We start from the raw sequence: 20,654 nt of genomic DNA on the forward strand, positions 1-20,654 counted from the left end.
TACCGCTTGGATTGAAACTATGAATACAATGGCTCATAAGTGATGCAATGAAGAGTAATAATATAGCTTGACTTTTAAAGGACAGAGAAAAGGAGAAAATCATGAGCAGTATGAAAGACAACATGAGTAACTCTGACAACTCGTTACCGAAAAAGGAATTATCCAAGCCACGCAAATGGCTTCTTGTAACGGCGGCAGGACTATTTGTTGCCATGTCAGCAGGGTTTGCGAGTGAAACGTATGTAGCTGCGAATACGATCCCTTATTACAATGTTTATGTTAAGGGAGAGTATATCGGAGCAGTCAAGAGTGAGAATGAAATCTCAAAGCTGTACGAGAGTAAGACAGAAGAGCTACAGCAGCAATATCCTGATGCTCTTATGCAGCTGGACAGCAGTGATGTTGAGCTTAAGGAAGAGCAGGCATATAAGCCTGAGATTAATAGCGAAGCAACACTCAGTAAGCTGGATGGATTACTGACCGGATATGCGGAGGGTGTTAAGCTTAAGATCGATGGCGAGACCATCGGGATTGTAAAAGATCAGAAAACTGCGGATCAAATCATCCAGAGTGTTAAAAATAAATATATTACAGCTGAGGAAGAAGCCGCTCAGCCCGCTTCCAAGATCAGAACAGTCGCTATGTTATCTTCTCAGGATTCCAAGGCTCCTCAAGAGGAGCGGGTAAGTCTTGAATCTGTCGAGCTTGAAGAGCAGGTCGTGCTCAGTGAAGTGAAGACCGAACCGAGCAAGATCCTCTCCAGTGATGAAGCTATCGAACGACTGACCGAAGGACAGGAGCAGAAGACGGTGTATGTAGTGAGAGAGGGAGATACGCTTAGTTATATCGCCCAGCATCACAACACGACGATTGATGCTCTCAAACAGCTGAATCCTGGACTTGAAGAAGACAGTCTAAGGATTGGAGACGAGCTCACACTCGTGCTTCCTAAACCGCCGCTTACGGTAACGACGGTCGAGAACGTAGTCGAAGAAATTGAGACCGAACCCCAGGTGGAGATCCGTGAAACAGACGAACTCAAATCGGGTGTTACCAAGGTCGTACGGGAAGGACAATCCGGGCTCAAGCAGGTCGAGTATCGGATCACCAAAGAAAATGGCGAAGTGGTAAAAGAGGAATGGCTCGGACAGGAAGTGATTGAGGCTTCGGTGTCCAAAGTCGTTCTTCAGGGGACGAAGGTAACGGGTGAAGGCAGCGGTATCTTCAAGTGGCCTGTAGCCAATGCAACGATAACCAGCAGCTTCGGTGAGCGCTGGGGCAAGCAGCACAAAGGAATTGATCTCGTGGGTAACAGATCCATTACCGCTTCTGACGAAGGCGTCGTGACCTTTGCAGGACAGCAAAGCGGCTATGGCAACGTCATTATCATTAATCATCGAAATGGATACGAGACGGTGTATGGTCATCTGGACAGCATTGGTGTCAAAGAAGGACAGATTGTTGAACAAGGCCAAAGTATTGGAGTTATGGGAAATACGGGACGTTCCACGGGCACACATCTTCACTTTGAGATCAAGAAGAATAGTGTGGCGCAAAATCCGATGAAATATCTCCCTTAAAATAGGAAAGCATGATCTGTATAGGCAGATCATGCTTTTTTCATGAGCGGATGAAAGAGCCCTTTTCACCTAGTGAAGTTGCCAGTTTAGGTATGTTAGAATGAGTATACGATTATAAAAAAGACAGTCATAGACGCAAAATCAAAGGTGGGGCGAACGGTATGCAGGGAAAGATTCTAGTGGTCGATGATGAACAGCCGATTGCAGATATCCTGAAATTTAATTTAGAGAAAGAAGGATACGAGGTTATCTGTGCATTTGACGGCATTCAGGCAGTTGAGCTTGCTTTATCCGAAACGCCGGATCTGATCTTGCTTGATCTGATGCTCCCTGGCAAGGATGGAATGGATGTATGCCGTGAGGTGCGGGCTCAGCTGGAAACTCGAATTATTATGCTGACAGCAAAGGACTCCGAGATTGATAAGGTGCTTGGGCTTGAGCTGGGAGCAGACGACTACGTTACGAAGCCGTTCAGTACACGTGAGCTGCTTGCAAGAGTCAAGGCGCAGATGCGAAGACAGCAGAAGTCAGAGACAGCAGCGGAGCCTCCTCAGACGGAGGAAGAGTCACAGGGACTAAGACTGCACGATCTTTATTTTGATACAGATATGTATACTGCTTACAGGAATGGACAAGCTCTTGATCTTACGCATCGAGAGTATGAGCTGCTCTATTATATGGCGAAGAATGCAGGCAAGGTCATGACAAGGGAGCATTTGCTTCAGGCCGTATGGGGATTTGAATACTTTGGCGATGTCCGCACGGTCGATGTGACAATCCGAAGGCTGCGGGAGAAGATTGAAGAGAATCCGAGCAAACCGGAAACGATTGTTACCCGCCGAGGACTGGGGTACTTGATTCGGGGATCGAAGAACGGAGTCTTGTAGATGAAATGGACCTCTTATTTCCGCACGGTGCAGGCGAAGCTGATCATTGTATATGTCTTGCTTATTCTGGTGGCGATGCAGCTGATCGGGGTTTATTTTGTTAGTGCCATGAAGACATCACTCACAAGCAATTTTACAGAGGATTTGCATGCACGGGCCGAAATGCTGTCTGTTCTGGTTGCTGAAGCGTTGGTTACAGGTGACAGTGAGGGAAATGAGGACAGCACAGAGAATCTGGGCACGCTCGTCAACAATCTCTTTAACATCAACGGAGCCGAAATTCAGGTACTGGATGCCAGCGGGCGAGTACTGACGACGACACTAAGCTCGCATAACGATTATATCGGACGGAAGAACACGCAGACGGTGGTAAGCCGTGCACTGCAAGGAATCCGTGACAACGAAGAGAATATCATTGATGAAGACAATGTCCGCAAAAAAGTCGTGGCCAAGCCCGTTTCGTCTGGGGGCAAAATTGTAGGTGCTGTATATATCGCAGCATCAATGAATGAGCTGTATACGACGATGGAGCGGATCAATAACATATTCATCTCCGGGGTGCTGATCGCACTTGGACTGACGGCTGTACTTGGCGTTATTCTATCTCATACCATCACAGCCCCCATAAAGGAGCTTACACGCAAGGCCAACGCCGTGGCAGAAGGAGATTTCAGCACCAAGATGCCTGTGCTCGGCAAGGATGAGATCGGGCAGCTCAGCAGCACCTTTAACTATATGACGAGCCAGCTTAGAACGGCACTGTCTGAGAATGAAGAGGAGAAGGACAAGTTGTCTTCGATTCTGGCTAATATGAGTGACGGCGTTATCGCCACAGATGAGCTTGGCCGTATCATTCTGGTCAATAAACGGGCAAGCACGATGCTGGGCCGGGAAGAAGCTGCGATGAGCGGCAGGCATTTTGCCGTTGTGCTCGGGCTTGAGGTTGAAGAAGCAGAGACAATGCTGAGCGGGATTACCGCGTCAACACTGCTTCAAATCCAGCCGTCCGGTCAGAACGATTGGGTGGTGATTCGGGTTACCTTTACGCCTGTGCAGCGGCGCGATCAGGAGAGAACAGGAGCCATTATCGTGCTGCAGGATGTCACCGAGCAGGAAGAGCTGGAGGCATCACGGAGAGAATTTGTGGCCAATGTGTCTCATGAGCTGCGGACACCGCTGACGACGATTAAGAGCTACGCAGAAGCGCTGGATGACGGAGCCATTAAGGATCCAGAGCTCGGGGGAAGATTCGTCGGGGTTATTCAAAATGAAACCGAGCGGATGATTCGGCTTGTCACCGACCTGCTTCATTTATCCCGGCTTGACTCCAATGAAGCTCCGCTGCGGAAGCAGCCCACCGTGATGATGGATGTGCTGGATGAGGTAGCCGACCGGTTCTCCTTCCAAATGCAGCAAAAGTATATGAATGTGGCCGTTATTGTGGACCAGGAGGTGCCGGAGGTGCCGCTTGATCGGGATCAGATTGATCAGCTGCTGGACAACCTGGTGTCCAATGCGCTGAAGTACTCGCATGAAGGCGGCAGCGTTACTATATCCGCGACTCATATGGGGGATACAATCGCTGTATCCGTCGAAGATACCGGCATCGGCATACCGAGGAAGGATATCGACCGTATATTTGAACGATTCTATCGTGTTGAGAAAGGAAGGTCGCGCAGCATGGGTGGAACCGGCCTCGGACTATCCATTGCACGCGAGATTGTCAAAGCCCATGGGGGAGACATTGAGCTGGAATCGGAGCTGGGCAAAGGGACGAAAGTGACCTTTACACTTCCGCTGGAGCAGGAAGGGAGTGAGCTATAGATGAAGGAACGATTCAAGACGGTTGTGCTCGCGATCTTAATCACAGCAAGCTTGTTCCAGAGCTATTTACTCATCTACCGGCTTCCGGGCAGCTATTCGGTTGTTACAAGTGAATCCAATTACATTAAGACTGAGAATATGGGTCAGGAGCAGCGAATCGAGAATATAATCTTCCCTGATCATATGGTTATTCACATGGGTGAAGATCGGCATACGCTCTTCTATCCGGAATCCACCTTCTATCAGCTGATCTATTCGCGTCTTGCGGGGCGCAGCTTCGGAGAATTCCAGCGGCAGAGTGTGGGCTCGGAGAACTGGAATGAGCTGAAGAAAGAGAACCCGGGAATTGAGCTGTCATTCGAAGGCGGGGTGCCGGTGGCATTGCTGCAAAGGGTGATGCAGTTTAGCAGTGATCCATTGTTTGAAGCCGAGACCATTAATAAAATATGGATATATACAGACAGCGATGACAAGGCACGTGCCTTGTTCTTTAGTTCACAGGGAGACGTGGTATATGAAGCTGCCGATGTGGATCTGACCGTGCAGGACATCAAGCAGCATGTAGACTTCGGGACAGGCTGGACTCCTTATAGGCTGACCAGTGAAGGATATTACCTTCCCGAAGAGGCCTTGGAGATGATTCAGGTAGAGCTGGGAACCCAGCAATACACCGTGGAGCAGATGCAGCGGAGCCTGTTCTTCGATCCAAGCATGACACGAAACATCCAGGAGAAGGATGGATCAGAAATCTATACGGACAGCAAGCGCAGCCTGCAGGTGAATTTCAATCAGCGCTGGATCAGCTATAATGATCCCGCAGCCGTGCAGGCGAGCGAGGGTGATCGGACGAAGGATACCCTTGCGGCGATTGATTTTGTTAATCAGCATGGGGGATTTAATGGAACGTACCGGATGCAAATTGATTCAGATGGCGATAGTACCCAAGTTCATTTGCTTCCGTATTACGAGAGCTATCCGGTTCTGGATTTGCCGGAGTATGGGTATAAACATATGCGACTCGAGGTTCAGAAGGAGCTTGTATCCACCTATGAACGTTCGCTGCTGTATCTTGAAGAAGACGAGGAGGTCAGCAAGAAGATGGTGCAGCTTCCTTATGGAGAAGAGCTGGCTGAACGAATCAAGGGCGTGGCCGGCGACCAGCAGGTGGTTCGACTGAATCCGGCTTATCAGCCGGTCGTTTCAGAGGCCGGCATGGAGCTTGTTCCGGTATGGGAAGTCACACTGGCCAGCGGACAGGGGAGAGCCATTCCATCTTCTTGATCTCGCTCCGGTTACCCTGGACTTGTGGTGTCAAAGGTCTATAATGAAATGAGGTGAGGGAATGGATTGGGGCCGTGCTAAGAATGTGTTAATCTATGCTTTTTTGCTGCTTAATCTGGTACTCGGATATCAGCTCTGGATGGGTGCGCGGGAATCTGCAGGGTCTAGTCTGGACTTCACCTCGCTGGGAGAAAGCACGCAGCGGCTCATGGAAGAGAAGGGAATCGAGATTCTCGCTCCCATTCCAAGTGAAACACCTGCTATGCCCAAGCTAACCTATCGGTATGTGAATGGGAGTAAGGCAGCAAAGCCGATTCAACTGGAAGAGCCGATCGACAGCAAGCTGATCTTCTCTGAGCAGGAAATGGAAGCAGCACTGCAGCCATTTATTCCAAACATTGCGGAATATAAGCTCGATCCGCTGGCCAATCCGGATGTGCTGGATCGTTTCATCCTTCATCCGCTGGCTGACCAGAAATGGCCATTGTTCCATGTGGACCTTGCGCTGTATTATTCCAATCAGAAAATAACTGCTTATGAGCAGTCACCTATTGAAATGTCGACATTTGAAGAAGAACAACAGGTGCTTCCGGCTTCGAAGGCGCTTGGCACGTTGGTTGAACTATTTTTGCCGGATGAAGCCGTTGTTCAAGATATTCAGCTCGGATATTATGGGGAAGAGTTCAACTCGGACAGCCAGGTCGCAGCCCCTGCATGGCGATTCGTGCTCGAGAGCGGGCAGCAGTATTATGTGCAGGGCATCAGTGGAGAGGTTATTAGTCCGAAGTAAGTAAAACCGTAAGGAGTTTTAAGTTATGGGGATCGCTTTTACCGTATTATCGAGCGGATCGACAGGTAATGCGACTGTCGTTCGCAATGATGATACAGCTTTATTAATAGATGCTGGCCTGAGTGCCAAACGAATAGACGAGCTGCTGCTTGAACGGGACATGCTTGGATCTCAGCTGGACGGAATCTTGGTTACACATGAGCATTCCGACCACATTCGAGGACTAGGCGCAGTGGCACGCAAATATAATTTACCGATCTATGCAAATACGAATACCTGGAAGGCGATGCACAAGTCGCTTGGCAAAATTCCGGAGGAGAATATCAAGATCATGGAGAGCGGAGAGGTCCGTGAGTTTGAGTCACTGCGTGTGGAATCATTCGGAATCTCTCATGATGCAGCCGAGCCGGTGGGGTATTCATTTTATGATGGCAGAGAGAAGCTGAGCGTAGCCACCGATCTCGGTTATATGAGCGATAAGGTTAGGCTTGCGATATCGGATGCAGATGTTCTTGTGCTGGAATCCAATCACGACATCGATCTGCTTCGGATGGGACGTTACCCGTGGAATACGAAGCGCCGTATCATGAGTGATCTGGGACATCTGTCGAACGAGGCAGCGGGTGCGGCTCTCAGTGAGCTGCTGAACGGACGAACCAAACGCGCGTATTTAGCACACTTGAGCCGGGATCATAATATGATGGAGCTGGCCAAGATGACCGTTCGCGGTGCGATGGAGGACCGGGGCTGTTTCTACAAGGATAGCGAGTTTCAGCTGTGCGAGACGTATTATGACCGGCCTACACCGTGGGATAAGGTGGGCTCTCCATAAAGCTGTCGAGCTCGGCTGCTTTTTTCTCCACCTCATCACGGGTGAGGATATTCTTCTCAACGAGCAGCTCGATGATTACACTGAGGGCGAGGGTATTGCGATAATGCTCTTCCCTCAGATCAGCCAGTTTGGCTGCCATTTGGATCTCTTCCATAGCAGAGTAGACACGATTCATACGTAGACCTCCTTCTATTAACCTCTTTAATTCGGCTTGTATTCTATTGTAGTCAGGAGAGCATGGAATCATTCCTTTTTTTTCCTCTGTAACGAAATTTAGAGCCGTGGTATGCTAAAAAGGCTGTTTAACCACGTCTTTTTTAATGGTTTTCTATTTATAAAAACTATCAAAAAGATTGATATACTGCTTGAATCTTCTATTTATTGGTGAAAATAAGGTATATGTCGGTATACGTCTATGATGTTATCACGATGCGGTTGTTGTGTGGAAAAAGTTCTTCGAAACTTTTTGTACAAAGAAGTGTCTTATATAGTGAGAATATGCAAAATGCCATTAGTAAGGGCTGAAGATCCCTTATGTTTATGATATTTGATATTGGTGATTTATATATAACAAGAGTAACAAGTGTTAAGGCGATCAGAACAGGTCTTGATGCGCAGTGATACGAAGGGGAGAGGATTTAATGGGTTTGTTTGATGACGAATTTTATTCCACCAAAGTATCGAAACGGACCGGGAAATCTATAGGGCGGGTAAGAATCAGCCATAAGCGATTCTGGCCAAAAACAGTAAGTACATCAGGGTCCTCCTCTCTTTCCATGCTTCAAGTTGCAATTATCAGCTCGGTCATTAGTGCGGTTGTTTCTGTCGGTCTATTTGCACTGGTTGTGATGCCGGGGGATGCTCAGACCGCCTTCTCTGGGACCTCACTCAGAACAGTGCAAGGAGACCCGTATGAACGCATTATTACTGCCGGTGACAAGGTAAGGCCTGCCGTCGTCAGTATTGTCAGCCATCGTGAGATAGACGGATCTCGCATAGAGGATGCGGCTTTGGGGTCAGGTGTTATCTTTAAGATTGAAGGCGATACCGCCTATATTATGACCAATCATCATGTTGTGGACAGTGGAGATAATCTGGAGGCCGTCACGGTGGATGGGGTATCCAAGGAGGCAAAGCTCATCGGGAAGGACCGAATCAGTGATGTAGCGGTGCTGTCCATTGACAGCAAGGGCATCCATACGACGGTCGAAATCGGTGATTCGAAGCAGATCCGCCGGGGGGAAACGGTGCTTGCCATCGGCAATCCACTGGGTCTTGGCGGTACGATGACTTCGGGGATTGTAAGCTATACGAACCGAATGATACCTGTATCGATTAACCAGGACGGAGTATATGATTGGGAGCAGAACGTCATTCAGACCGATGCAGCAATCAATGAGGGCAACAGCGGCGGTGCGCTGATTAACATGCAGGGCGAGCTGATCGGGATCAATACGATGAAGATTGCGGATATGGGTGTTGAAGGCTTGGGCTTCGCCATTCCTACGGAAGATGTGATGAAGATTGTGACCGATCTGATGGAGGATGGCAAGGTATCTAGACCATTCCTCGGCGTGTACACGATTGACCTGTCGAACTCCTATGCACCGCTTGACGAGGAGCAGCGCAAGGAGCTGAAGCTGCCCGATTCGGTAGAGAAAGGTGCTCTGGTGCTGGAGGCATCCGGACCGGCAAGCGAAGCGGGGCTTAAACTGAATGATGTGATCGTTGAATTTGACGGCGAGCCGATTCATTCAACGATGGATGTGCGAAAGTACCTGTACGATAAGAAAAAGATCGGGGATGAGATGGTCATCTCTTATTACCGGGATGGGAAGCTGCAGGAAGCAACGGTGAAGCTTGCGGATAAGCCGGTAGAATGAATATGGTGGAAGTGATGGTGGGAGTAGAAGCTTAGGAAGTGGCTCCTCTCCGTCTCATTTCGCTGAAGTCCGACATGATCATGTCGGACTTTTTTTGCGTGGATCAAGGTGCGTATTTGCAATTGAATGAATGGTCTAAGCGAAGCTGTAGCTGACTTAGTGGTAGACGACGAAGGCAGTAACGGTGTATGCGGTACTGAAGATACATAATGCCAATGTGCGTGTATATTCTCTTGAGGGTCGATTGAATTTCCATTCTCTAAACGTAGAATAGGCATACATCAGGGTGAAATTGAAATAAATTAAGGCGTTTGGTTGTTCCATGATGACTATGTAAACCGTGATAAGGGTTATTGAAACTAGAGCACTTGCGATGTCCATTATCTTCAAGGCTGTTGTTCTCTCCACTGGCTCGGATCTTTCTACTTCAAAGATCCAGGAGAACAGAAAATAATACAGCGCATTTAGAATAAAGAACGTAGCTATCAAGGCAGAATTAAGATCTGTATGGATAGGGCTCTCCCCCCTCGGAAATTGATCATCTACTATTTTACAATAAATGGAGTGATATTTGAATCATCTGAATTTAGAACGCAGCACAGGTTGGAATATGATATAGATGGATGGATACAGGGTGCATATACTATTTTGGTGTGTAAGTTGTATGAGGGTAGGTGCTTGCAGGGTAAGATAGGAATAGGATGGAATGGACAGAACGCACCTTGAACAAGCTCTTCTTCATGGAACAGCAGTGAATAAACAGATTAAGGGTTTATTTTCTAGGACAGGTATGGTAGAACAGGAGAAGGGGGTTATTGCTTCATGCATTCCATGATGACTGGTGATAACCCCATATAAGAAAGGCCCCAAGACAGAAAGGATGCTTGAGTGAATGTACACCGTATGTAAAGAGCATGTGGAGCATGCCATTGATTTGTTCGTCGATGAGTTCGAGGATGCACCGGATATTGTCGATTTGAAGGAAACCGAATTCTCGGATTGGGATCCGCCGGTGAAATGCTCCGAATGCGACAACAATGCGGAATTTCTGGTCGTGTAGCATCGCAAGAAGCTAGAGCTTGATGTTCAATATAGGGATGGGAGAAGAGCGTGCTACTGCGCTCTTTTTGTGTTTTGTAGAGGAGGGTCTAAAAGTAGTTGTTTTAACACACGAAATGTTCATTTATTATCCGTTCACGAAGCGAGGCCCCATTGGTATATTATTTTAAAAGCGCTTACAAATATTCGATAGTACTAGGGGCAGCAGGACTGTGCTTTTATTTCATTGGGATAGAAGATGGGGGATGAGTGAATGGGAAAAAGGATAGGCAGTCTTGTACTGGCTGCGATAGTGGGGTTTACGGGATTTAGCATACCGGCTGGAATCGGAGAATCAGTGGCATATGCGAACCCTCAGGATACGTATCTTATGAATGGCGGATATGAGTCTGATTTCTGGACAGATGGGTCATGGCGTGTGGAGACCGATTGGGAAAGTGCGGATATTGGGCGTTTTGCCTATCAGGATGACTCATATATAGAAGGGATTGAAGGAGAGCATGCCTTAAAGTACTGGATCAAGGATACGGCTGCTGGGGAGCAGACAATTACGCTGACACAAACGGTTCCAAGTCTGCCTTCGGGTACCTATGAGTTATCTGTTCATTCTATGGGTGGAGATGCAGCAGAAGCTGGCAAGGTATCTCTGTTCGTTGGATCAGAAATGGGAGATGAGGTACTTACTACGGGTTACAACCAATGGGGTAAGCAGAGTCTGCAATTTATTTTAGAGGAGGAGACTGAGAATTTAGATGTTGGGGCAATCATCAGCGGTGCACCAAATTCCTGGGGATACCTCGATCAGGCAGAGCTAAGACAAGTGAGCACGGACACGACGAAGCCGGTGAATGCAGATATTTTTGTGCAAAAGGTAGAGGGTCTGTCTCCTGACTTCATCAAGGGAGTGGATGTCTCCAGCATTATCGCTTTAGAGGAGAGTGGTGTTCAGTTCTATAATGAGGCAGGTCATGAGCAGGATATATTCACTACGCTGCATGACGCTGGCGTAAATTATGTTCGTGTCCGGATCTGGAACGATCCGTATGATAACTCAGGAAATGGCTATGGCGGCGGTAATAACGACCTCGCTCGGGCGATTGAGATAGGTAAGCGGGCAACCGCAAACGGAATGAAGCTGCTGGTGGACTTCCATTATTCCGATTTCTGGGCTGACCCGGCGAAGCAAAAAGCGCCGAAGGCATGGGAAAGCCTGACCTTTGATGAGAAGAAGGAAGCATTGTACCAGTATACAAAAGACAGCCTGGAAGCGATGCTGGCCGAAGGCATTGACATCGGAATGGTTCAGGTCGGCAATGAAACCAATGGACAGTTTGCAGGGGAAACCGATTGGTCAAACATGAGTCAGTTGTTTAATGAAGGAAGCCGAGCTATTCGAGAGGTGGATCCCAGCATTTTGATTGCCCTGCATTTTACGAATCCAGAATCCTCAGGAAGATACATGTACTATGGGGAAGAGTTAGAGAAGAATAATGTAGATTATGATGTGTTTGCGAGCTCCTATTATCCATTCTGGCATGGCACGCTGTCGAACCTGACTGCAGTCCTGACGGAGGTTGCAGATACGTATGGAAAAAAGGTCATGGTAGCAGAAACCTCGTACACCTATACAGAACAGGATGGAGACGGACACGGCAATACAGCACCGAGTTCTTCAGGACAGACACTTGAGTATCCAATAACGGTCCAAGGGCAGGCTACCTCGGTACGTAATGTTATTGAGGCAGTAACGAATGTCGGGGAGTCCGGCATTGGCGTGTTCTACTGGGAACCGGCATGGATTCCCGTTGGACCCAAGGATCAGCTTGAACAGAACAGAATCATCTGGGAAGCACATGGTTCAGGCTGGGCATCAAGCTATGCAGCTGAATATGATCCGCATGATGCGGGGAAGTGGTATGGCGGGAGCGCCGTGGATAATCAGGCTCTGTTTGATTTTGAAGGGCATCCACTACCATCACTCAATGTATTTAAATATGTTCATACGGGCGCTGTCGCCCCGATTATAATCGATGCCGTTCAGGACATACACCTATCGGCTATAGCGGGTGAACCGGTCTCACTGCCTAGTGTGACAAGTGTGACCTACAATGATGGAACAACAGGGATCGTGACGGTGATCTGGGATGAGTCACAGCTGGAGACTGCAGTAGCCGCAGGTCCAGGAAGCTATGTGATCGAAGGCATGGCAGAAGGCGGGCATAGCGTACAGGCATTTCTTCAGATTAAGAAGAGAAATTGGATCGTTAATGGAAGCTTTGAACAGAGTGACCGGAGCATGTGGAGCATTACCTATCCGGAGGGTGCAGTAACGCACACGGATTATCAGAACAATGCAATGGATGCCAAAACGGGAAGCTACTCGCTGCATTTCTATTCTGCAGATCAGGTCAATTTCAAGGTTGAACAGACGATAGAGGGTATGGAATCTGGATATTATAACTTGTCGATGAATATTCAGGGCGGCGATGCGGCTAATTCAGATATGAATCTATTCGCTATAGTGAATGGGAATGAGTTGAAGGCAGACACAGCGGTAAATGGATGGGTGCAGTGGAGTAACCCTGAAATCAAGGATATTCTAGTGACAGAGGGCGAGATTACGATTGGTGCATCCATAAAAGCGGACGGAGGCGCTTGGGGGACCTTAGATGATTTTTATCTGAGCTACGAGCGAACTTATGAGCCGGGTTCGGGGTCAGGATCGAATCCAGAGCCAGAGCCAGACCCAGACCCAGACCCACAGCCAGAACCAGAACCAGAATCAACACCAAATCCGCAACCAGGTAGAGATAATGGGACAGGAACTGCTCCTGATGGCATTGCGGGTGAAAATGGGAATACGGATGTGAACGGGAATGGTCCGAACGACGACGAGAAGGAAGCAGACGGAGATCCATCGGAGACAGAGGATGATGAGGCTGCTCCCTTCCGAGATGCGTATATAGCAGGTTATCCAGACGGCACGTTCCGCCCAGGTCAGGCCGTTACCCGAGCTGAGATGGCAGCGATGCTGTATCGGGTTCAGGCTGCTACAAATCGAACAGAGCATGCTGTGAGTTACAAGGACATCGATACTCTTGGCTGGGCTGGAAAAGACATCGAACAATTAACAGCGAGCGGTTTAATGTCCGGGTATCCGGATGGTACCTTTAGGCCAAGGCGCTCTATTACAAGGGCCGAGATGGCAGCGATTGTCGCTCGCTGGGCGGCACTGGAGTCTAAGAAGAGTCAAGGTGCAGATATTGATGTAGAAGATGTAAATGCATATACAAGTGCAAATGTAAGTGCAAACACAAACACAAGTGCAAGTTCAAATGCAGTCACCTTTTTCGCGGATGCCATAGATCATTGGTCTGAATCGAACATTCGACTCGCTGCTGAGGCAGGGTATATGGTGGGCACAACCGGTGGACAATTCCGTCCTGATCAATACTTGACCCGAGCGGAAGCTGTAACCGTTATCAACCGAGTACTCGAACGTTCTAGCGTAAGCCAGGGACAGCAGCCTATATGGTCGGATGTTCCGGCAAGCCACTGGGCATACAACGAGATCCAGGCGGCTTCTAGCCGCCTACAGTAACTCTAATATTCTATGAAAACCCCTCTAATTATTCGGGTAGCCCCTATATCGGATATGTCATAAAATACGCTTGAGGGAGTCTACCCGAAGGAGGATTTCAATATGACGAGTACTACACAATATCCATTCCAGAACACTTCCCTTCCACTTGAAGAACGGGTAAATGACTTGGTTTCTCGCTTCACTTTGGAAGAAAAAGTGGGACTTATGATTCAATATCAAACCGCAGTAGAACGCCTTGGTGTCAAGGCTTATAAGCATGGTACGGAAGCGGCTCACGGTATGGCTTGGCTTGGCGAAGCGACCGGATATCCGCAGCCCATCGGTCTCGGATGTACGTGGGACACTGACCTGATGCAGAGAATTGGAAGCGCAATCGGCGACGAGGCGAGAGGCTTCTACAAGAAAAATCCGGAGATCAATGGTCTGACCTTGTGGGCACCAACGGTCGATATGGAACGCGATCCACGTTGGGGACGTACAGAGGAAGCTTATGGTGAAGATCCAGTCCTTGCTGGTAAATTAGCATCGGCTCTTGTTAAGGGAATGCAGGGTGATCATCCGAAGTATATGAAAGCGATTGCGACACTGAAGCACTTTATCGCTAACAATAATGAAGTAGGCCGTGGTGATGCTTCGGTCAGCATTGATCCGCGTAATATGCGCGAGTATTATTTGAAAGCGTTTGAAATCCCGTTTAAAGAGGGCGGCGCCCAGTCCATGATGACGGCGTATAACGCCATTAACGGAGTTCCGGCTAACCTTAGCCCGGATGTCAACGCGATTGTGAAGCAGGAGTGGGGCATGGACGGCTTTGTCGTCAGCGATGCGTTTGACGTATCCGGCACGGTGCGTGATCATGGCTACCTGGAGACTTACAAAGAGGCAGTAGCTCGTTCCGTGAAGGAAGGCGGCATTGACAGCATTACAGATGATGGTGAACTCATAAAGCAGTCACTACACGAAGCCTTAGAAGAAGGACTGCTCAGCGAGAGCGATCTGGATGTTGCACTGCGCAATACGTTCCGCGTTCGTTTCCGTCTGGGTGAATTTGATCCAGAGGAGGGCAACCCGTATGCAGCGATTGATGAGTCGGTTATTATGCATCCAGAGCATGCCAAGCTGTCTAGAGAAGCAGCTGGCAAAGCTGTGGTTCTGCTCAAGAATGAAGGAAATATGCTGCCGCTGCAGGCAGATAAGCTGAAGAAGGTTGCCGTCATCGGTCCGCTTGGCGGCACGGTCTATCGTGACTGGTACAGCGGCTCACTGCCTTACGCAGTTACTCCGCTGCAAGGTATTCAGGACAAGCTGAGCAGCCATGGCGGTGAAGCAACGTTCTCCGGCGGCACAGACCGGGTTAAGCTGAAAGCGAAGGACAGTGGTCGTTATGTGCAGGTACGCAAAGGGGATCAATTCTCTCTTGCAGCTACAGGTGAAGCAGCTGATCAAGCTGCCGTATTCGAAATGACGGATTGGGGCTGGGACAGCCATACGATTATTGCAGAGGACAACGGCCTCTATCTGACAACAGATGATCGTATTGTGAAGGCGTCCGCAGATCAGATCTGGGAATGGTTCACGAAGGAAGTATTCCTCGTTCGTCCAGAAGGAGAGAATGCTCAGCAGGTTACCTTCTCCACATGGAATGATACACCGGTTACTGTGAACAAAGACAGCGGAGAGCTGCTCGTCGGTACGGGCAGTGCGGAAGAGACAGCTAATGAGATCAATGTATCCGGTGCGGCTTCTGTTGCAGGCGGAGAAGAGAAGCTTAGTGCAGACATCTTCGAGATGGAGAAGGTGACGGACAAGTTCGCAGCAGCGAAGGAAGCAGCTGCAGATGCAGATCTTGCCGTTGTATTTGTCGGTAACCATCCGCTCATTAACGGTAAAGAAACGATTGACCGTCCGGACATTACCCTTCCGGCATCTCAAGAGCAGCTGATCAAGGAAGTTCTGTCCGTCAATCCGAATACAATTGTTGTTGTGGTTGGCAGCTACCCGTATGCTCTGAACTGGACAGAAGAGAATGTGCCAGCGATTGTGTACACGACACATGCAGGTCAAGAGCTCGGAAATGCAGTAGCCGATGTCCTCTTCGGCGAAGTGAATCCGGCGGGACGTCTGAACATGACTTGGTACAAGTCAACGGCTCAGCTTCCTGAGTTTATGGATTATGATGTCATCAAGGGAGATCGAACCTACCAATACTTCCAGGGTGATGTGCTGTATCCATTCGGACATGGCCTATCCTACAGCTCCTTCCGTTACGACCATATCAGTCTTGATCGCACTACTGTATCAGCAGATCAGGATCGTGAGATTGGTATTACCGTTCGTATTACAAATACAGGAACACGTGCCGGGGAAGAAGTGGTACAGCTGTATGGACATGCGGAGAAGTCTCGTGTGAAGCGCCCACTGAAGCAATTGCATGCATTTGAGCGTGTGCTGCTGCAGCCAGGTGAATCTACCGATGTTAGCTTCAGGCTTCCGCTGAGTGAGCTAGCCATCTGGGATGTAACCCGTGAGCGTTTCTGTATCGAGAGCGGCAGTTACACGTTCATGGCTGGTGCTTCGTCTGCGGATCTGCGAGTGAATGCAGAGCTTAAGGTAGACGGCGAAGTCATTCCGCCTCGTGATCTGAAGCAGCATGTAAAAGCCATCAACTATGATGATTACGAAGGTGTACTGATCGGAGAATGCCACGAAGGCGGCAGCGCGGTTGAAGTGAAGGAAGAGTCCGGCTGGATCGTGTTCCAGGATGCTGAATTTGGTGAAGGTGTGAGCAGTGTAACCCTGCGTGCAGCGAGCCAAAGTGCAGCCACAGCCGAGCTTCGTCTGCAAGGTCCGGAAGGTCCACTGGCAGCAAGCGTATCGCTTGAATCCACGGGAGCGCAAGGATGGCGTGATTATACGCTGACGGTGGATGGCGTGAGCGGACGTCAGGACGTATACATCGTGCTGATCGGCAAGGCAGCCCTGAGTACAATTCAGTTTCAATAAATGAAGTGAATAAGCCAGATTTCCTAACGATGAGGAGATCTGGCTTTGTTTTGTTTTATTTTCCCAATGTTTTAAATAATTCAGTTTAATTTACTTGGAAGGAGAAATTGGAGTAATATATTCAAATATAACATAGACTTGCTATACCGACGAAAGGAAGTAGCCCTTTGCTCGAAACGCTGTTATTGAACTTCTTGATTTTGCTCTTTCCGGTGGTCATTTTCTCAATCTTCTTTGAGAATAGACCCTTCGCATATAATAAAAAAGTGATGATCGTATTATCGGCTGCGGCGATGTGTCTGTGTATGCTGATGCCTTTTCAATTGGAGTATGGTTATACGTTTGATCTGAGGTATATTCCGTTCCTGCTCTTCGCCTTGTTTGGTGGATATCGATGCAGCTTCCCCCTATATGTGGCGCTGATCGTATGCAGATTATATGTCGGTGGAGAAGGCGTCTTGCCAGCCATTTTGTTTGCAACCAGCATATTTATCATCGTACCTTTATATAGTAAGAGATTTTTGGGGCTGGCCTCCAAGAGACGGATTGTGGGCGCGGCTGCGGCTGCTTTTATGACGATGCTCTGGTACTTGATTACCTTAATCATTGTGATTGAGCAAGTGGATCATACCTTCTGGATCTTGGCTGGACATGCGCTGACGACGTATACGGTGTTTATGGTGATCACGATGCTCCTGATTGAAAAGATGATAGCCAATGTCCATTATCGGGACCGTGTGCTGCAGTCTGAACGATTGAACGTCGTTAGTGAGCTTGCGGCCAGTGTATCTCATGAGATCCGGAATCCGCTGACGGTCACGAGTGGCTTCTTACAGCTGCTTAGTAAATCGGAAACGATGACCGAGAAGGAACGGGGATATATTAAGCTGTCGCTTGAAGAGCTGAAACGTGCGGAGAAAATTGTGAGCGACTACCTGTCCTTCGCCAAGCCGCAGTCCCAGAACATGGTGTACGCTGATTTAAGTGAAGACCTGGAGTATACAACGAATATTATTTTGCCGTATGCGATGATATATGATGTTGAGGTGGAGAGGCATTATGACAACTCGCTCAGCACAAATTATGATCAGCACCAAATTCAGCAATGTCTGATTAATTTATATAAAAATGCGATTGAGTCGATGAAAGAAAAAGGCGGCGGCAAGCTGATCATTCACATCTCCGATCATAAAGGAAGCATTGTTATTCGTATCGAGGATACAGGGGTTGGCATGGATAAGGAGGAGATCTCCAGACTGGGCAAGCCGTATTACTCCACAAAGCAGGAGGGCACGGGCCTTGGGATGCTCATGATTTACAGCACGATCAACAAGCTGAAGGGCAGAATTGAAGTGGATAGCATAAAAGGGCAGGGAACCGTCTTCCGGCTGATCATCCCGGCTGCGGCCCCCGTTAAGGAAAGAGTGTAAGCTGCTGCTATACGCTCTTTTTTTACTTCCTATAGAAAGTCTTCAAGTGAAATTTCGATATCCAACTGGGGTAAATACTCCACGATGATATTTCCTTCCTCGTCCTGAGCAAAGGTGGTGTGTGTTGAATCGCTATAGATATATTTATAGGGTCTCAGGATAATCTTCTCTGGTATTTCAGGGAAAGGGTGATACCTCATATCAGATACGAATGTATTGCTACCAGCCTCATTATACCCATTTCCCGTTAGTGTTTGGAGCTTGTTCCCCTTCTCGTCTAATACGTCAAAAGCAATGCCGTTAGCTGCCTGATCATAAACCAATTCCTCTGGGAGTGAGATTGCTGTTGTAATGTTCGTTGTAATTGGCGTAAGCTCGATTTTCTTGAGCCTGAAGGTAAGGTTTCCATAATCCTTTGAAATGCTAGGTTTAATCTCTATATGATCTCCACTAGTAATCGTCACAGGTACCGACAAGGATAAAGGATCTTTGAAGCCATTCATGGATAAGTGCAGTGTCAGATCAAATTGATCAGGGAAGGGCTCTCCGCCTTGATTGCTTAGATCGGCAAATTCAATGATCGCTGAGTTATCGTCTGCTCCAGGAAAAGAAAAGATGGGAACACTATTTCCACTGTCTGAGGCTTGAACATTTATACCATCTACCCAAATATCAATATTTGATATTTGATCTCGAAGTGACATCGAAGCTGAACTACCGGCAGCCGTTCTTATCAGGCTTAGCGATACTCGGTTCCCATCATATACAACCTCGGGTACGGTAACCGTAATATCACCTATGGATGCGACTGCATTGGGATGATCGGAAAGGTTCTCATTGGCTGCGCGGTAGAGTCCGAGATCTCCTGCAAGTTGAAAGATACTCTGCAGCACAGGGATCTGCTGTAGTGATGCAGCCATGCTCGAGGAAGTGAATAGACTCGTTATTAGAATGATCCCCGCGGCAGTGGAAAGCGAGGCAAGCAGCCATGTCTTGTGACGATTTTTTATACCGCTAAGGTGGTTGTGCTTAACTGGCTGCTGCTTCTGCTGCTGGATATACAGCTCGGACATAATGGGCTCAGTAAAATCTTTATGTAAGCTTATACCCCCGATTTGCGCAAAGATGCGTTTTATTTCATCCTCTTGATTTATGGAATGCGGACTCATGGATATAACCCCCTTCTTGAGGTTGATGCTCGTTATTGAGCTTCTTGCGTAACCTTTCGTACTTTTTGCGGATGGTGGCAGGCTTTAAGTCCATGACCTCGGCTATTTCATCGTACGAATATTCCTCAACAGCTCTTAGCAGCAGGATGTGTTTTTCCTCCATAGATAATGGATCGAGAATATCTTGGAGTTCAGATGAAGAGTCGATATGGTACTGCAGCGTAGAGCGATACAGCTCTTTAAAGATGTGGAAAAGCTTGCGGTCATTGGCTTTTTTCTTGTTGAGATTCAAGCAGTGGTGGTATGCAATCTTATAGAGCCAGGCTTGAAACGATACCGTAGGGGAATAGCTGTTAATGTCTTGATAGCTCTTGATGAAGATGTCCTGGACAGCGTCCTCGGCCTGATCCTTATCGTTAAGCAGGAGCTTGCAGTATACATACATTTGCCTCTGAAATCGCTGAATTACGGTGCGAAATTGCTCTATGTCTCCTTGTTGAATCTCTTGGACAATCTGCTCAATATGGTTAGGCGTTGGACTGGGAGAATGACTGGGCTTCAGAAAGATCGACTCCTTTCGTCACGTTTATATATGCTATATAACAACTAAGCAGGATGATTTGTGACGAACTGTAAATTTATATTTAGATGAAGGCAGGGTATGGTACACTCCAATAAGGAGATTACAAGGGATCTATAGAGAAGTAAGTTAACAATTCCAGATTAAATAAAAGTTTAAATATAAGCAGGAGGCAGTACAGCATGTTGATCCAGATTATCGGAGTAGGGAAATTAAAAGAGAAGTACTTAGTGCAGGGCATTCAGGAGTATGCGAAGCGGTTAGGGCCTTATGTTAAATTCCAAGTCATTGAGGTGCCTGATGAGAAAGCACCGGACAATATGAGCGAGGCCGAAGTACGGGGTGTCAAAGAACGTGAAGGCGAGCGTATTCTGTCCCATGTGAAGAGCGAAGCACATGTGATTGCTCTTGCTATCGGGGGTCAGCTATGGAGCTCCGAGGATCTTGCTGCCGAGATGGACAAGCTCGGAACATACGGGACAAGCCACATTGTATTTGTGATTGGCGGTAGTCACGGGCTGTCCGATGCGGTGCTGAAGCGTGCGCAGCAGAAGCTGAGCTTCGGGCGCATGACCCTGCCCCACCAGCTGATGCGGCTTGTGCTCGTGGAGCAGATTTACCGGGCGGTAAAGATTAATCGGGGGGAACCGTATCATAAGTAGGGCGAAAAATTATATCGCGGTTAGAATCGGGGAGTAGGTTGTAAGTATAGAGAGAGTATATTCATGACTA

General features: G+C 48.1%; 15 protein-coding genes. 12 read left to right on the top strand and 3 right to left on the bottom strand.

Annotation, left to right across the window (positions count from 1 at the left end; genetic code table 11):
* The first annotated feature begins 101 nt into the window (after positions 1–101).
* The 6 genes from BM415_RS16430 (at position 102) to BM415_RS16455 (ending at position 7,194) form a co-directional block, all read left to right on the top strand.
* Positions 102–1,580 carry a peptidoglycan DD-metalloendopeptidase family protein gene (locus tag BM415_RS16430; protein WP_091159925.1) on the top strand — a complete coding sequence of 493 codons (1,479 nt, stop codon included), beginning with the start codon at positions 102–104 and terminating at the stop codon, positions 1,578–1,580.
* A gap of 161 nt (positions 1,581–1,741) precedes the next feature.
* Positions 1,742–2,467: a response regulator YycF gene (gene yycF / locus BM415_RS16435; RefSeq protein ID WP_091159926.1), complete on the top strand. Its 726-nt coding sequence runs from the start codon at positions 1,742–1,744 to the stop codon at positions 2,465–2,467.
* Positions 2,468–4,291 carry a cell wall metabolism sensor histidine kinase WalK gene (walK, locus tag BM415_RS16440; protein WP_091159928.1) on the top strand — a complete coding sequence of 608 codons (1,824 nt, stop codon included), beginning with the start codon at positions 2,468–2,470 and terminating at the stop codon, positions 4,289–4,291. It abuts the gene before it with no gap.
* On the top strand, positions 4,292–5,572 hold the full coding sequence (gene yycH, locus BM415_RS16445; protein ID WP_091159929.1) for a YycH family regulatory protein: 1,281 nt from the start codon (positions 4,292–4,294) through the stop codon (positions 5,570–5,572).
* Between the two features lie 61 nt (positions 5,573–5,633).
* Positions 5,634–6,362: a two-component system regulatory protein YycI gene (yycI, locus tag BM415_RS16450; RefSeq protein WP_091159931.1), complete on the top strand. Its 729-nt coding sequence runs from the start codon at positions 5,634–5,636 to the stop codon at positions 6,360–6,362.
* Positions 6,363–6,387: 25 nt separating this feature from the next.
* Positions 6,388–7,194 carry an MBL fold metallo-hydrolase gene (locus BM415_RS16455; RefSeq protein WP_091159933.1) on the top strand — a complete coding sequence of 269 codons (807 nt, stop codon included), beginning with the start codon at positions 6,388–6,390 and terminating at the stop codon, positions 7,192–7,194.
* Here the strand turns inward: BM415_RS16455 and BM415_RS16460 are convergent.
* Positions 7,163–7,369, bottom strand: a complete 207-nt coding sequence (locus tag BM415_RS16460; protein WP_091159934.1) for a hypothetical protein — start codon at positions 7,367–7,369, stop codon at positions 7,163–7,165. The two genes, BM415_RS16455 and BM415_RS16460, sit on opposite strands and share 32 nt — an antisense overlap.
* A 466-nt stretch (positions 7,370–7,835) precedes the next feature.
* On the opposite strand from BM415_RS16460, the gene BM415_RS16465 reads away from it, so the two are divergent.
* From BM415_RS16465 to BM415_RS16490, 5 genes are all read left to right on the top strand, one after another.
* Positions 7,836–9,077 (top strand): S1C family serine protease, encoded by a 1,242-nt coding sequence (locus BM415_RS16465; RefSeq protein WP_091159936.1) that lies wholly within the window; start codon positions 7,836–7,838, stop codon positions 9,075–9,077.
* Between the two features lie 892 nt (positions 9,078–9,969).
* Positions 9,970–10,137: a CxxH/CxxC protein gene (locus tag BM415_RS16475; RefSeq protein ID WP_076314175.1), complete on the top strand. Its 168-nt coding sequence runs from the start codon at positions 9,970–9,972 to the stop codon at positions 10,135–10,137.
* A 252-nt stretch (positions 10,138–10,389) separates the two neighbouring features.
* Positions 10,390–13,737 carry a glycosyl hydrolase 53 family protein gene (locus BM415_RS16480; RefSeq protein ID WP_091159939.1) on the top strand — a complete coding sequence of 1,116 codons (3,348 nt, stop codon included), beginning with the start codon at positions 10,390–10,392 and terminating at the stop codon, positions 13,735–13,737.
* Between the two features lie 102 nt (positions 13,738–13,839).
* Positions 13,840–16,743 (top strand): glycoside hydrolase family 3 protein, encoded by a 2,904-nt coding sequence (locus BM415_RS16485; RefSeq protein WP_091159940.1) that lies wholly within the window; start codon positions 13,840–13,842, stop codon positions 16,741–16,743.
* Between the two features lie 167 nt (positions 16,744–16,910).
* Entirely contained in the window at positions 16,911–18,173 is a 1,263-nt protein-coding gene (locus BM415_RS16490; RefSeq protein WP_091159942.1) for an ATP-binding protein, read from the top strand.
* Between the two features lie 29 nt (positions 18,174–18,202).
* On the opposite strand, the gene BM415_RS16495 is transcribed toward BM415_RS16490, so the two are convergent.
* Positions 18,203–19,342, bottom strand: a complete 1,140-nt coding sequence (locus BM415_RS16495; RefSeq protein WP_091159944.1) for a DUF4179 domain-containing protein — start codon at positions 19,340–19,342, stop codon at positions 18,203–18,205.
* Positions 19,311–19,910, bottom strand: coding sequence for an RNA polymerase sigma factor (locus BM415_RS16500; protein WP_348272329.1), 600 nt, complete (start codon positions 19,908–19,910; stop codon positions 19,311–19,313). Before BM415_RS16500 ends, BM415_RS16495 begins: the two co-directional genes overlap by 32 nt.
* A 194-nt stretch (positions 19,911–20,104) precedes the next feature.
* On the opposite strand from BM415_RS16500, the gene rlmH reads away from it, so the two are divergent.
* The gene (rlmH, locus tag BM415_RS16505) at positions 20,105–20,584 is read left to right on the top strand and encodes a 23S rRNA (pseudouridine(1915)-N(3))-methyltransferase RlmH (RefSeq protein WP_091159947.1); all 480 of its coding nucleotides are present in this window, start codon (positions 20,105–20,107) and stop codon (positions 20,582–20,584) included.
* The last annotated feature ends 70 nt before the right edge of the window (positions 20,585–20,654 follow it).

It is taken from the genome of Paenibacillus sp. 453mf, from assembly GCF_900116105.1.
GTDB lineage: Bacteria > Bacillota > Bacilli > Paenibacillales > Paenibacillaceae > Paenibacillus > Paenibacillus provencensis.

Excerpts from the sequence above, each read along its gene's own strand:
- BM415_RS16430 (WP_091159925.1), top strand. The coding sequence starts at position 102 with ATGAGCAGTATGAAAGACAACATGAGTAACTCTGACAACTCGTTACCG.
- yycF (WP_091159926.1), top strand. The coding sequence starts at position 1,742 with ATGCAGGGAAAGATTCTAGTGGTCGATGATGAACAGCCGATTGCAGAT.
- walK (WP_091159928.1), top strand. The coding sequence starts at position 2,468 with ATGAAATGGACCTCTTATTTCCGCACGGTGCAGGCGAAGCTGATCATT.
- yycH (WP_091159929.1), top strand. The coding sequence starts at position 4,292 with ATGAAGGAACGATTCAAGACGGTTGTGCTCGCGATCTTAATCACAGCA.
- yycI (WP_091159931.1), top strand. The coding sequence starts at position 5,634 with ATGGATTGGGGCCGTGCTAAGAATGTGTTAATCTATGCTTTTTTGCTG.
- BM415_RS16455 (WP_091159933.1), top strand. The coding sequence starts at position 6,388 with ATGGGGATCGCTTTTACCGTATTATCGAGCGGATCGACAGGTAATGCG.
- BM415_RS16460 (WP_091159934.1), bottom strand. The coding sequence starts at position 7,369 with ATGAATCGTGTCTACTCTGCTATGGAAGAGATCCAAATGGCAGCCAAA.
- BM415_RS16465 (WP_091159936.1), top strand. The coding sequence starts at position 7,836 with ATGGGTTTGTTTGATGACGAATTTTATTCCACCAAAGTATCGAAACGG.
- BM415_RS16475 (WP_076314175.1), top strand. The coding sequence starts at position 9,970 with ATGTACACCGTATGTAAAGAGCATGTGGAGCATGCCATTGATTTGTTC.
- BM415_RS16480 (WP_091159939.1), top strand. The coding sequence starts at position 10,390 with ATGGGAAAAAGGATAGGCAGTCTTGTACTGGCTGCGATAGTGGGGTTT.
- BM415_RS16485 (WP_091159940.1), top strand. The coding sequence starts at position 13,840 with ATGACGAGTACTACACAATATCCATTCCAGAACACTTCCCTTCCACTT.
- BM415_RS16495 (WP_091159944.1), bottom strand. The coding sequence starts at position 19,342 with ATGAGTCCGCATTCCATAAATCAAGAGGATGAAATAAAACGCATCTTT.
- rlmH (WP_091159947.1), top strand. The coding sequence starts at position 20,105 with ATGTTGATCCAGATTATCGGAGTAGGGAAATTAAAAGAGAAGTACTTA.